General features: G+C 53.2%; 12 protein-coding genes and 1 pseudogene. 6 read left to right on the top strand and 7 right to left on the bottom strand.

Features of this window, described 5'->3' with window-relative positions; all coding sequences use genetic code 11:
* Positions 1-19: 19 nt before the first annotated feature.
* Positions 20-1115: pseudogene (locus tag ABLU88_RS19180) on the top strand (iron-containing redox enzyme family protein).
* Here ABLU88_RS19180 and ABLU88_RS19175 read toward each other — a convergent pair.
* From ABLU88_RS19175 to ABLU88_RS19155, 5 genes are all read right to left on the bottom strand, one after another.
* A complete protein-coding gene (locus ABLU88_RS19175; RefSeq protein WP_004849617.1) occupies positions 1091-1669 on the bottom strand; it encodes a TetR/AcrR family transcriptional regulator in 579 nt (192 codons plus the stop codon). The pseudogene ABLU88_RS19180 and the gene ABLU88_RS19175 overlap by 25 nt on opposite strands.
* A gap of 433 nt (positions 1670-2102) precedes the next feature.
* The gene (locus tag ABLU88_RS19170) at positions 2103-3068 is read right to left on the bottom strand and encodes an aminotransferase class IV (RefSeq protein WP_348837646.1); all 966 of its coding nucleotides are present in this window, start codon (positions 3066-3068) and stop codon (positions 2103-2105) included.
* A gap of 15 nt (positions 3069-3083) precedes the next feature.
* Complete coding sequence (locus ABLU88_RS19165) at positions 3084-3863, bottom strand: amino acid ABC transporter ATP-binding protein (protein WP_014228719.1); 780 nt, start codon at positions 3861-3863, stop codon at positions 3084-3086.
* Between the two features lie 16 nt (positions 3864-3879).
* Positions 3880-4545, bottom strand: coding sequence for an amino acid ABC transporter permease (locus ABLU88_RS19160; RefSeq protein ID WP_014228720.1), 666 nt, complete (start codon positions 4543-4545; stop codon positions 3880-3882).
* Between the two features lie 13 nt (positions 4546-4558).
* Positions 4559-5230 (bottom strand): amino acid ABC transporter permease, encoded by a 672-nt coding sequence (locus tag ABLU88_RS19155; RefSeq protein WP_025106197.1) that lies wholly within the window; start codon positions 5228-5230, stop codon positions 4559-4561.
* A 142-nt stretch (positions 5231-5372) separates the two neighbouring features.
* Between ABLU88_RS19155 and ABLU88_RS19150 the strand changes: the two genes are divergently transcribed.
* Positions 5373-6782 (top strand): MmgE/PrpD family protein, encoded by a 1410-nt coding sequence (locus ABLU88_RS19150; protein WP_348837605.1) that lies wholly within the window; start codon positions 5373-5375, stop codon positions 6780-6782.
* Positions 6783-6786: 4 nt separating this feature from the next.
* Here ABLU88_RS19150 and ABLU88_RS19145 read toward each other — a convergent pair whose 3' ends face one another.
* Positions 6787-7611, bottom strand: coding sequence for a transporter substrate-binding domain-containing protein (locus ABLU88_RS19145; RefSeq protein ID WP_024359628.1), 825 nt, complete (start codon positions 7609-7611; stop codon positions 6787-6789).
* Positions 7612-8011: 400 nt separating this feature from the next.
* A complete protein-coding gene (locus ABLU88_RS19140) occupies positions 8012-8938 on the bottom strand; it encodes a LysR family transcriptional regulator (protein WP_004131117.1) in 927 nt (308 codons plus the stop codon).
* A 158-nt stretch (positions 8939-9096) separates the two neighbouring features.
* Between ABLU88_RS19140 and ABLU88_RS19135 the strand changes: the two genes are divergently transcribed.
* The 4 genes from ABLU88_RS19135 to citC all read left to right on the top strand — a co-directional run bounded on the left by ABLU88_RS19135 (position 9097) and on the right by citC (position 13595).
* A complete protein-coding gene (locus ABLU88_RS19135) occupies positions 9097-10185 on the top strand; it encodes a 4-oxalomesaconate tautomerase (protein ID WP_033836551.1) in 1089 nt (362 codons plus the stop codon).
* Between the two features lie 94 nt (positions 10186-10279).
* Positions 10280-11518 (top strand): MFS transporter, encoded by a 1239-nt coding sequence (locus tag ABLU88_RS19130; protein WP_004849622.1) that lies wholly within the window; start codon positions 10280-10282, stop codon positions 11516-11518.
* Positions 11519-11597: 79 nt separating this feature from the next.
* Entirely contained in the window at positions 11598-12500 is a 903-nt protein-coding gene (locus ABLU88_RS19125) for a fumarylacetoacetate hydrolase family protein (protein ID WP_032749698.1), read from the top strand.
* 21 nt (positions 12501-12521) lie between these two features.
* On the top strand, positions 12522-13595 hold the full coding sequence (citC, locus tag ABLU88_RS19120) for a [citrate (pro-3S)-lyase] ligase (protein WP_049080255.1): 1074 nt from the start codon (positions 12522-12524) through the stop codon (positions 13593-13595).
* Positions 13596-13607: the final 12 nt, after the last annotated feature.

Raw genomic sequence — 13607 nt, 5'->3', positions numbered from 1 at the left:
ATTATACAGGGATAAATCAATGCGTAAGACAGAAAATGGTTTCACCGGGAACGAACAACATTCCGCAATGGCCAGGCTCTCTCTGGATGACATGATTGACCAGCTTCTTCACAGCAACGCGCTTTCACTGAAACTGACGGCCAATCCGCTACTGGCGGACAGAGCCTGGTACCTGACCGAAAATACCTGTACTAAGGCTTTTACCGCCAACGATCCGCAAGCGAAAAAACGTGCCCACAGCGCGCTGTTTAAACTCTACCAGGCGTGGCTGGCGGAGCCGCTATCGGCGGCGGCAAAAAACCAGTTTCATCCATTACTCTGCGGGATCAGAAGCTACATCGAATCAGAATGGCTCCGGGTGGAAAAAAAACGTTTCAGTTTCCCGATACCCGCGCTTGACGCCGGGAATATCGTTGAGGAACTCCGTCATTTATGTCAGAAACATCCGGCTTCGCACCATCCCCTCTTTGATTTCCTCTCCTCTTCCGCCTCTGCTACGCAAATAGACTATTTCTTCAAAAGCGATAGCGCGCTCAATCTGCTGTTTTTCGATCTGGTCGCGATGGGGCTGGTCGGCTCTCTGCCAGAAACGCGTGCAGAAATTGCCCAGAACCTTTGGGATGAAATAGGCCAGGGCAGCCAGGAGTTTACGCACGTTAATTTGTATAAGGATTTGCTGAAGCGCAGAGATATTGCGCTACCTGAAAACCATTTCGCCCATCTGTATGACTGGCAGGGGCTCGCCGGGTATAACGCGTTCATGCTGGGCGGCGTTAACCGTCAGCATTACTACAAATCGCTCGGCGTGATGGCGATGACGGAACTGCTGGACCCGCCGCAGTACCAGAAGCTCGTGACCGGGTGCCGTCGCATTGGCCTTACGGATCGCGACGTGCATTATTACGCGGAACATATCGAGGTTGATATCGGTCACGCCGATGGGTGGCTGAATAACGTTATCGTTCCGATCGGCAATAAAAACCCGGCTGCGCTGGAGGAGGTCTACGTTGGCGCAGCGCTGCGTCTTCAGACCTGCTGCGATTACTACGATTGTCTGCTGGAGGCGTTACGTACCGTTGTTGAACGCGAGTCAGAGGGTGCCGCCCTCTGAATAAATAAGCGCTTTTGCCGCGCTCCAGGCCGTTATTCCGGGAGGGATCTCCCGGCATTCCGAGGACTCCGCCTGCTGAGCGGCAATGGCGCCGTCAATCAGCATGAGCATCATCATCGCCACCCGTTCCGCAGGTTCCGGTTTTAACAGCAGGGTAAGAATGTCGCGGAAAAACTGGTAGAGGCGCGATTTAAACCGTGAGCATGTCGCCCGGATAGCGGAAGACGAGGTTCCATATTCAAACAGGGCGCGGGTGAACATGCAGCCGTGGAAATCCTCACAGGTGAACCAGTTATTGTAATATTCGAAGACGGCAAACAGCTTCTCGCGGCCCGAAGGTTTATCGGCGGTAATCTCCTGCAGCGCCTGCATAAACTCACTCTCTTTCTGCTGTAAAATATCAAGAATGAGCGCCTCTTTATCCGCATAGTAGCGGTAGAAGGTCATTTTGGAGATGCCCGCATTCTCCGATATCCGGTCAATACTCGGCGACTGATACCCCTCTTTGTTAAACAGAGACATTGACTGGCGGATAATTTCCGCTTGTTTTGGCTTCATACTGTTTCCCGTGGAATGAAGTAATACAGAGGGTTTCTGGTAGCGAGCAGTCATTCATTTGATATGGCGGGCGGCACGCTGCAACGACGTATGCGCAATGTCATCCCGATGGCCGATATCCCAGCCCCTGCGGTGAGCGGCATCAGTGAACGCGTTGACCCATAAAAATTGTTGTCGATTCTTACATCCGGCTGCAAAAAAAGCAAAAATCCCTCAGGCGATCTTTGCGCTGCGCGAATCAGAGCTGCGCTGGGCCGCCACGTTATGCCCTTAGCCCTCCACGCTGCGCGCGGGGAGGATAACGAGAGGCCCGGGAGAAGTCAGCATCCCCCCCGAACAGGGGGTGATGTTTTTGTGATGCACATCATAAAATAACGCCTGGTTATTGTGATGTTATTTGCAGTCAATGGATTTGCATTTGAATCAACCCGCGCTATCTCTGCGGGTTTTTTTTCGTCCGGCGATAGTCGGCGGGTGGCGACTCCGCCTGCTGTAAATAGTCCTGATACCAGCCGCTGATACGTTGGGTCACCGGATTTTCGTTGAGGTCGAAGCGCCTGCCGTCGAGCCTGTTTACCGGGGTAATACCTGCCAGCGTTCCGGTGACAAAAGCTTCGTCCGCAGTGAAGGCTTCGGCAAGGGTAAAGGATCTTTCCTGCACGCCGAGGCCCTGCTGGCGCGCCAGTGACAAGATCGTGTGGCGGGTAATACCGTTAAAGCAGTACAGGCCGTTTGAGGTCCACAGCTCGCCCTGGCGTACGATAAAAAAGTTGGTGGAATTGCAGCTGGCGACAAACCCATGAGGGTCCAGCATCAGCGCTTCATCTGCGCCGGCGTCCAGCGCCTGCAATAGCGCCTGGATCAAATTCAGGCGGCTGTGGGAATTAAGACGCAAATCGAAAACATCCGGCGCGCTGGTACGATAGGTCGAGGTGAACAGGGCAAGGCCGCGCCGTTTGGCCTGTTCATCCACAACCTTATATTCCGCCACGCAGACGATAGTGGCGCCGCCGAGGATAAAGCGCGGGTCCTGATTTGGCGTGCGCTTTTTGCCGCGGGTGATCATGAGCCGCAGATGGGCGCCGTCCGTCATACCGTTGATCTTCAGCGTGCTGTACATAATATTGGTTAGCTCCTCACGACTATGGCCGATATTGAGCTGGATAGCGGCCGCCCCGGCAAACAGGCGATCGAGATGCGCCTGAAGGGCGATCAGCTTGCCGTTCACCAGCCGCAGCCCCTCCCAGACCCCGTCGCCGCAGACGTAGCCGGAATCGAAAACGGAAACCGTGGCGCGATCGCGGTGAACGAATTCGCCGTTGACGTACACCTGCACATTGTCGTTGCGCGTATCCTGCAGGTACGCCTGACTGCTTTGAGCGGAGAGAGCTAAACTCATCATGTTTCCTTGCGGTTAAAATGCCCGTTCAGCGAAACGGGAAAGGAAGGCCTGGGTGCGCGGTTGGCGCGGATGGCGCAGCACCTCTTCCGGGGTGCCCATTTCATGAATCACGCCGTTTTCGATAAAAATCACCCGATCGGCGAAATGCCAGGCAAAGCCCAGCTCATGAGTGACCAGCAGCAGCGTCCGCCCCTCATCTGCCAGTTCACGGATGGTATGCAGCACTTCCCCCACGAGTTCAGGGTCGAGGGACGAGGTGGGCTCATCGAATAATATTATCTCTGGCGCCATTGCCAGGGCGCGAGCAATAGCGACGCGCTGCTGTTGACCGCCGGACAGGCTGCCGGGCCAGGCCTGGTGCTTATGGCCGAGCCCCACTTTTTCCAGCTGCGCGTGGGCAATGCGCATCGCCTCTTCGCGACGCATCTTTTTCACCGATATCAGGGCTTCGCTGACATTTTGCAGCACCGTGAGATGCGGGAAGAGATTAAATTGCTGAAACACCATCCCCACGCGCTGGCGAACATCGCTCAGCTGTTTTTCGCTATAGCGCCGCTGACCGCGGCTGTCGATTTTACCGAGGGTAACGCCGTCCAGTTCTACGGTGCCAGCGCTGGGTATTTCCATAAAGTTCAGACAGCGCAGCAGGGTGCTCTTACCCGAGCCACTGCCGCCAATGATGGCGATTTTCTCACCGGCATAGATATCTAAATCGATGCCCTGTAACACGCTTTGCGCACCAAAGCGTTTGTGCAGGGCGCGTATCCGCATGACGACTTTTTTCTCTGACATGGCCTTTCTCATCATATTAAGGATGTGGACGGTAGCGGCGCTCCAGACGTGCCGCCAGGTAACTTCCGGGCCAGATCAGCACAAAATAGAGCAGGGCGACGACGGTGAAAATCTCCACCGGGCGATACCAGGTACTGCTTAGCAGCCTGCCCTGATACATCAGTTCGTTAACCGTGAGAATCGAGGCCAGGGAGGTCACCTTCGCCAGTTCAATCATGCGGTTTGTCAGGGCTGGCAACATACGGCGAAATACCTGCGGCAGGATAATACGCCGCAGCATCACGCCCGGCGGCATGCCTAAGGCTTTTGCCCCTTCCCACTGCCCGCGTTCGATGGACTGTAGCCCGGCGCGAAAAATCTCGGTGCTGTAGGCGGCGGTATACAGGGTTAACGCCAGCGCGGCGGCGCCAAAAGTGGAAAACTGAATGCCCACCAGCACCGGAAAGGCATAGTAGAACCAGATGAGCTGGATAAGCACCGGCGTATTGCGGAACACCTCGACAAAGGCGCTGGTAAGGGGATAAAAATAGCGCGGCCCGCGGGCACGGACGACGCCAACGGCAAGCCCGATCAGCGTGCCGACAATTCCCGCCAGCAGCCATAGCTCCAGCGTAACGCCCAGTCCCTTCAGCAGTACCGGCAAGTTTTGCCAGACAAGGGAAAAGTCCCACTGATAATGCATGGTTGTTCTCTCGTTAACGTGAGTCGGAGACGGCAAGGCGTCGTTCAAGCAGCTGGCTGCCCTGGCTGATAATCAGCAGCAGGGTGAAGTACATCACCGCAATAAGCGAATACACTTCCAGGGGCCGGTAAGTCTGACTGTTGATTTGCATCGCCTGATACAGCAGCTCGCTGTACGCCAGAGACGAAGCAAGGGCGGTGGATTTGAGCAGTTCGAAAGAACGCTCAAGGAAAGGAGGAATCATTCTGCGCAGCGCCTGAGGGAAAATGACCCGGCGGAGCGCGGTGGCGCGCGACATGCCCAACGCCTTCGCGCCTTCCCATTGTCCGGCGCCGATCGACTGGATGCCGCCGCGGTAAACTTCGGCATAAAACGCGGCCGACTGGGCGGAGAGCGCCAGTACCGCGGCAGCAAACGGCGAGAGCGTCAGCGGGCTGACGACTGGCAGAGCGTAGTAGATCCAGAAGAAGTGGACGATAGCGGGAGTATTACGATAAAAGCCGATCAGTATCAGCGCCGGAAGACGGAAGAACGTTAGCGGCGAGGCCTTCATCAACGCCAGCGCAATGCCGGCCAGCATGCCGAATAAAATACTGGTGACGCCGATCTGAATGGTACCCCACAGCCCCTCCAGCAACAGCATGCGATATGGCCAGATGGCGGCAAAATCCCATTGATACGACATAGTTCTGGAACCCCTGAAAAACGCAAAACGATGGTGATGGTTTTAGAACGACATCATCTTAGCAGTAGCGAAATGTGATAATTAAATAATAAAAACCATTGCTATTATCTCTTTTGGTTATAAATATTTACGCGAGAAAGCAATGCCAAACTCTGATTCCTTAACCGCTACGCTGGCGCGTTTTGCCGGCGAACTTACCCCGGCTGCGATACCGGCGTCGGTGAAAGCCAGGATCGCTCTGCATTTTATCGATAGCCTGGGCTGCGGCGTTGCCGGCTGCGAAGACAGCGTGCTGCGGAAAAGCGCGCGGGTTATTCGTAGCCAGTACGCGACCGGCAAAAGCGCGGTGCTCGACGGTGGAACTCCGCTCTCCGCCAGCGGCGCCGCGTTCCTCAACGCCGCTGCGATAAACGCGCTGGATTATGACGATGGTTTTGAAGTCGCCGGGCGGGGGATGGGGCATCCCGGCGCCACGCTGGTGGCCGGGGCGCTGGCCGCGGTGGGCCAGGGCGGGCCGGTCAGCGGCGGGGCGTTGCTGACCTCTCTGGTGGCGGCCTGGGAAATCAACAGCCGCGTGATTATCTCTCAGCAGCCGAGTCCTGAACGGTTTCAACAAGTGTACGGCGTGTGCCAGCACGAATCGCTGGGGGCGGCGGTGGCGTATGGTTTACTGCGCGGCTGCGATGCCGCGGGGCTGGAAAATAGCCTGGGACTGGCCGCCTCGTTAACCCCTTTGCCCACGTTGCATAAATACAACTGGCAGGCGCGTCCACTGGTTTCGTTTAAGGATTACAACGCGCCGGCGGCAGAGGCCGGCGTACGCGCGGTGGAGCTACACCTCGCGGGGATAGTGGGGCCGCGCGAGATACTCGATGGTGAACAGGGATTCTGGCGGATGTCAGGCTCCGACCGTTTTCAGCCAGAACGGCTGACGGAGCATCTGGCGAGGCACTGGCAGCTCAGGCACGCCAGTTTCAAAGACTATCCGGTATGCCGCTGGATGCATACGGCGCTGGCGTCGTTTGAGCGTCTGCTGGACCGTATTCCGTCGCCAGAGTCGATTGAGCGGATTCGCGTTTACGGTAGTTTTACCCTGGCGCGTTTTTTCGCCGACGCGCGTCCCGTCAGCAATACCGATGCGCAGTTCAGTCTGCCGCTGGCGATAGCCTGCCTGGCGTTTAAAATCGCGCGTCATCAGTGGAGCAGCGATCGGACGCGCGGTGCGGCGCCACTCCTTGCCTTCGCTGACCGGGTTGAAATCATCGCCGATGAGACCTTTGAACAGCTGATGCTGCAGCATCGCCGTCCCGCCGCGCGCGTGGACATTGTGGTAAAGGGAAGGACGATCGCCGGAGAGCGTATCGACTTCCCGCCGGGGTGTGCAGAAAATCCGCTGCCGGAACAGCGGATCGTGGATAAATGCGAGGCCAACCTGTCATCACGCCTCAGCGCGCCGCGGGCAGCGCGGCTGATTGACGCTCTGCTGGATATGGAACGCTGCGCGGACATTGGCGCGGCAATCTCGCCGCTTCTGTCCGCGCCAGGAGAGTAGTCGCTTATTTCCACTCTTCTTTAATCACCGAGGGCACTTTGCTGATATCCACACCGCGTAGCTTAAGGGCGTCTTCATAAAACTGTTTGCTCTGTCCCGACTGGTAAATTTTGGCAAACTCTTCATTCAGAAAGTTGCGGAAGCGGGGATCGCTCTCTTTGCGCAGCGCGCCGCCGGTGCTGATGGCAATAATCGGTTTTGGCAGAATCAGGTTGCCTTTGTGCACTTTTGCCTGCTGCAGAGCCAGCGCCGGGTGGACGTACGAGAGGGCGTCGACGCGTCCGGCGTAGAAGGCTGCGACGCCTTCATCCATATTGGTAAAGCGCACCAGCTGCACTTTGGGTAATTTTTTGGTCAGTATCAGGTCCGGGCTGCTGCCGAGCGTGACGCCAATCTTAATATCCGGGCGATTGAGATCTTCCCAGCTCTCGGCCTTCACGCCGTCGCGGATCAGGACCCCCTGCGCATACCAGAGGAAGGGCTGGTCGGAAAAGTCGGCGGCTTTGCGGCGTTCATCGGTGGGGTCCAGCACCAGCATGGTATCAATCTGCCCGGCCTGCAGCGCGGCGACCGCATTTCCCCAGGTGGTCTCCACCGGCACCAGTTTTACGCCTAAATCTTTTGCCAGTACTTTACCCACGTTATAGCCAATGCCGTTCCACTGACCGGTGGCTGGATCTTTGAAATACCACGGTTCTCCCTGCGCGACGCCGATGCGCAGTTCGCCCGATTGCTTAATATGATCCCAGGTGGACTCTTCGGCATGGCTGAAAAAAGGCGCGGCGGCGATCGCCAGCGACAACAGCAATTTATGAATTTTTGTTGGCATATTTTTACCCTGATGAGAAAGTCATTTCTGAAAAACAACGTATTACGCGAACACGATAACGGAGTTTGTTATCAGTGCATTATTATTTTTTGGTTTAACTCATGCCCGAATGTTATTTGCTGATACCTAACCGGTTTCGCTTAAATTACGGCGCGTTGCACATATTATTCATAACTTAATGCGCTATTGTTCTAAGGTGCTTTATTTCCGTCGCCGAATATAAAAATTCCGATCTGGTGGGAGTCATAGTTTGCCGGGACGTTAAAAATATCACTTCTGACAGCCAGGCTTATAAAAGAGCGACAATAATTGCCAGACGAGCGCGTCCCCGGCCTGAAAATGATATCGCCGCGTCCCTCACGCAGCGTCAGGCGCTAGAGTGCCGAAGATAAAAGCGGCTCTACCGGGTAAATTTCCCTATCCACGGGCTGCTTGTATCCTGTGACCAGAGTTGTAATAGCATCTCCCTGAACTTTTCCGCTGCAGGGCTCAGCGCCGTTTCTCTGCGCAGCACGAGACCGAGCGTGCGGCGAATAACCGGCTCAACGAGCGGACGGCTGACAAGAATGTGATGCTCATCGGTCGGCATGGCCAGACTGGGAACCACCGCCACGCCAAGCCCTGCCTCTACCATACCCAGCGACGTCGACAGATGCCTGACTTCATAGAACCAGTTGGGCTTCCAGTCCATATTCTCCAGCGCTTGATCGATCAGCGAGCGGTTACCGCTTGAACGTCTAACGCCAATAAGCCTGAAGTTGGCCAGGTCTTCCCACAAGATCAGCGATTTCTGCGCCAGTTCGTGGTCCCGTCGGCAGGCTAATACGAAAGGTTCATTGACCAGCGGCGAGAAATCGATATTGGGATGTGTGATGTTTATCATGTTTATGCCGAAATCTGCGTCACCGTTTAAGACGGCTTCAAGACAATCGCTGGCGCTATGCTCGAGGATGCGGATACGGATATTGGGGTAGTGATTGTTATAGTCCCTGATGACCGAAGGGAGGAAATAGAACGCCGCGGTGGGGAGGCAGGACAGGGTGACAACGCCGCTTTGATGGGTGGCCATTTCTTTAATACTCAGGATCGAGCTTTCATAAAAATCTATTAAATTCTTTGCCTTAGGTAAAAACTCTCTGCCTACAGCCGTGAGTTTAATGTTTCTGGTTGTCCGTTCAAATAGCGTAGCTCCCAGCTGCTCTTCAAGTTTTTTAATCCGGCGGGTTAACGCCGGTTGGGATGTGTGAAGAAAATGTGATGCTCTTGTGAAACATCCAATTTCTGCAATTTTAACAAACGCTTGTATACCTTGAAGATCGTGCAGCATGAGATTTCACTCCAGACTTTATCGCGATGCAAACACACTAACCTAACTGCTATTTATACGCAAAACGTATTAATCGATGGTTTTATTGGCATTAGAATTATGTATTCGTCTGTGGAATCCTGACATTGCTCTTATCAATGCGTGAAACGAGAAACATAATGTTAAAGATTCCTTGTGTACTGATGCGTGGCGGTACTTCGAAAGGCCCGGTGCTTCTGGCCAGTGATTTACCGACAAAAATTGAAGAACGCGATGCTGTGCTGCTGGGCTTAATGGGCGCGGGTCACGAACTTGAAATTGATGGTATTGGCGGCGGCAGCCCCCAAACCAGTAAAGTCGCGATTGTTAGCCCCTCGGACAGTCCGGATGCTGACGTCGACTATTTATTTGTTCAGGTGATGGTCAACGAGCGCCGCGTCGATACCACGCCTAACTGCGGTAATATGCTCTGTGCCGTAGGGCCCTTCGCGATTGAAAAAGGCCTGGTTAAGGCGCAAAGTCCGGTGACGACAGTGCGAATCCGCAACCTGAATACCGGTACGCTGGTTGATGCGGAAGTACAAACGCCGAATTTTTATGTCAACTATGAAGGTGATACGCACATTGATGGCGTTCCCGGCTGCGCTGCGCCGATTGGCCTGACTTTCCTTAACTCCGCCGGATGCAAGACGGGAAAGCTGCTGCCAACCGGTAACATCGTCGATGTGATTGATGATGTGGAAGTCACCTGCATTGATATGGCGATGCCGATGGTGCTGATTAGGGCAGAGCGGATGGGCAAAACGGGAGACGAATCACCGGCCGACCTCGATGCCGATCGCGCGTTTATGAATAAGCTGGAAACGATCCGGCGCAAGGCAGGTGCGAAAATGGGGCTGGGCGATGTCGCCGATAAAGTGATCCCTAAACCGGTTCTGCTGAGCGCGCCCGGCGCAGGCGGGACCATCAGAGTTCGTTATTTTATGCCTCATACCTGCCATAAATCACTGGCTATTACGGGCTCTATCGGCATATCCACGGCCACGATAATTGAAGGATCGGTGGCCCATCACATTGTGGCCGACCAGCCGAGGACGCCGTATACCAATATTATTAATATTGAACATCCGAGCGGAAAAATTTCCGTATCTTTACTTAAAGAGGGAGATGATATTGAGAAAACGCGTGCCGCAGTGATTAGAACCTCCCGTAAATTATTTGAAGGCACGGTTTGCGTCCCGGAATATGTTTTAGCGGAGGAGTTATAAATATTTTATATCATTAATGCGGTGCAATACTGATGTCCTCTCGCGTGTAGTTGCTACATAACTCTGTACCTAAAAAAATAATGTCGAGGATTTTATGGCTATAACCCATACGAAAGATAATCAGCTTAATTCTGCTCCCGTCAAGGTCAGTAATTATATTCGGATCATCCTGGCCCTGGCGCTATCCGGCCTTGCAGAATTAGCCTCACTCTTTTTTATTCAACCTCTGTTACCCGTTCTCGCCGTCGAATATGATGTGCCGGTGAGTCAGGTGAGTATCATTCTCTCCGCAGAAACGGCGCTTCTGGCTATCGGTTTATTATTCACCGGAACGCTGTCCGATCATTACGGCAGAAAAAAATTAATTATCGTTTCGCTGCTACTTGGCGGACTGCTGACGATGCTCTGTCCTCTGGTCGAATCATGGGCGATGCTGGTGGCCCTGCGTGCGGTTATTGGCCTGGCGCTCAGCGGTATCGCTGCTGCCGCAACCGCCTATATCAGCGAGGAGGTCGCGCCGGTGGTGGCGGGGGTGGTCACCGGATACTTCGTTTTTGGTAACTCGATGGGAGGGATGTCCGGGCGTATTGTGGCCAGCCAGCTGATCGACCATATCTCAATAAATACCATTTTCTATGGTTTTGCGATCAGCCTGATTTTGGTGGCTTTGCTGGTTTACTTTTTACTCCCGGCGTCTCAGAACTTTAAGCCAACGCAAAACCTCAACGTTCTTCGCGTGGTGAAAGGCGCGGCATCTCACTTTAAAAATAAAAAGCTGGCGTTAGCCTTTGTGATTAGCTTCATCATCTTTGGGGTATTCACCTCTCTCTATAACTACCTGGCTTTCTTCCTGAAAGGCGAACCCTTTCATATTTCTCCGGCGAATGCGGGCCTGCTCTCCTTTAGCTTTGCCTTAAGCTTTTTCACCGCCCCTCAGGCGGGACGACTTTCCGCAAAATACGGCAGTATGAGAGTCCTGCGCGCGCTGTTTGTGATGATGGCGCTGGGAATGCTGCTGACTTTAACGTCTAACGTCGTCACCTTTATTATCGGCGCGGTCATTTTTACCGGTTGTTTCTTTGGTTGTCACTCCATTGGCTTAAGCTGGGTAAGTAAAAATGCAACGCATGCACGTGGCCAGGCCGTCGCGCTGTATCTGTTCTTCTACTACATGGGCGGCTCAGTGATTGGTTTCGTGAACGGCTTTGTTTTCCACTCTATGGGCTGGCAGGGGATGACGGGATTCATTATTGCGCTACTGGCCGTGGGGGCGGTGGTTGCAACGTATTTGTCTTCCAGCGAAACAAAAGCCATGGTTCCGGTTGAGTCTTAAACCCTTCGTGGCGAAGTGAATGACTCACGTCATCTCCAGTGGCGTGAGTAAAGAAATTCAATGTTAGTAAGGTGTCATCATGAAATTAGCAAGCTATGTTCATCATGGTCGTAAGAGTTATGGAATTTTGACGGATACAGGCATTATTGACCTGGGTGGCAAGATTGGTCATCAATATCGTACGCTGAAGGACTTACTGCAGTGGGGCGCTATTGAGATCGCCGGCCAATATGTTAATTATCCGGTCGATGTCATGATGGCTGATATTACTTTTTTACCGGTCATTGAAAATCCAGGGAAAATTTTCTGCGTCGGTATGAACTATGCGGAAAAAAGAAAAGAGTTTTCTGAAACCAGCGATGCACCGACCCTCTTTATTCGTTTTCCTGACTCGCAAACCGGTCATGCAACGCCGATATTAAAACCCGCGCTATCCAATGAATTTGATTATGAAGGTGAGCTGGCCGTTATTATTGGCAAACCGGGTATGAATATCGATACTGACGCTGCCCTGAGCCATGTTGCAGGTTATAGCTGCTATATGGATGGATCGGTGCGCGACTGGCAGCATGCCTGGTTTACCGCCGGGAAAAACTGGCGGCAGACCGGCGCGTTTGGTCCCTGCCTGACAACCGTTGATGAAATACCCGATCCCCACCGCTTGTCTATTCAAACCTATTTGAACGGCATTATGGTTCAGAATGATTCGACGAGCAGTATGATCCATAAAGTTGCCGATCTGATTAGCTATATCAGTACTTTTACGGCGCTCAGCGCCGGCGATGTCATTATTACCGGCTCCCCTGGCGGCGTCGGTAAAAAAAGAACGCCCCCACTCTTTATGCACGAAGGCGATCGGGTCGAGGTGGTAATTGAAAATATTGGGCATCTCATGAATACGATTGTCGAATCAAAACCGCAGCACGAATTGCAGATGTCGTCGTCTCCGCGGGCTCAGACAAGATTATTTGACGCTCATTAAGGTATGGGCAGGAGAAACAAGATGTACACCGACCAAACGCTAGAATTCGAGAAAGTGGAAACTAGCAACGGTACCTTCAGAGACGAAATTATTCTCTTTCTGAAGAACAATGGATTAGGCATCGACGGCGACATTGAGCAATTTGTTGTCGCGCGCTGCCAGCGGCAGCTGGTTGCCTGCGCCGGGCTTGCGGGGAATACGTTAAAATGCATTGCGGTTGCCAGAGAGTGGCGCGGGACGGCGTTAGGCCTGAAAATCATTCATGAAGCGGAGCTGCAGGCTGTTCAGAACGGCGAACATCAGCTTTTTCTCCTGACGTGTCCGGATAATGTGCGGTCATTCCAGGGATGCGGATTTTATCCTTTGGTCACCCTCGATAACAGGGCGACGCTGATGGAGAATTCGCCGGTTGGCATCCATCGCTACTGCCGCCAACTGCGGGGCCAGCATTTGGTGACGGCCGGAAATATCGGCGGGATTGTGATGAATGCAAATCCCTTTACGTTAGGGCACCAGTATCTGATTGAGCAGGCTGCAAAAGCGTGCGACTGGCTTCATGTCTTTGTCGTTGAGGAAGATCTGTCCACGTTTTCCTTTCGGCAACGGTTTGCCATGGTTCAGGAGGGGTCACGGCATCTGCCTAATATTACGGTCCATCCTGGCTCAAAATATATTATTTCTCGAGGAACATTCCCCGGTTACTTTCTCAAAGAAAAACAAATTATTAACGAGGTGTATGCCGCAATCGATTTGCTTATGTTCCGCCGTTACATTGCACCGGCTTTAAATATTAATCAGCGCTTTGTTGGTACTGAACCCTTCTGTAAGGTGACCGCGCAATATAATGACGCAATGCATCACTGGCTGGAGGATGAGATGACAATACCTGCCGCCAGTATCAAGGTGAATGAGATTCAGCGGATGACCGATATGAATAATCTTCCCATCTCCGCCTCTGCGGTCAGGAAGTTGTTAAGTCACGAAGATATGCACACCGTTAAAAGTATGGTGCCTGCAACTACGATACCTTATTTATATAAATGGTTATCAGCGAATCAATCTAAGCAGCCCGATTTAGATATGGTTGATGCTTAATAAATCATTGTT

The organism is Klebsiella sp. GW_Kp182, from assembly GCF_040062275.1.
GTDB lineage: Bacteria > Pseudomonadota > Gammaproteobacteria > Enterobacterales > Enterobacteriaceae > Klebsiella > Klebsiella michiganensis.
This window is presented reverse-complemented; position numbering and strand designations above follow the sequence as displayed.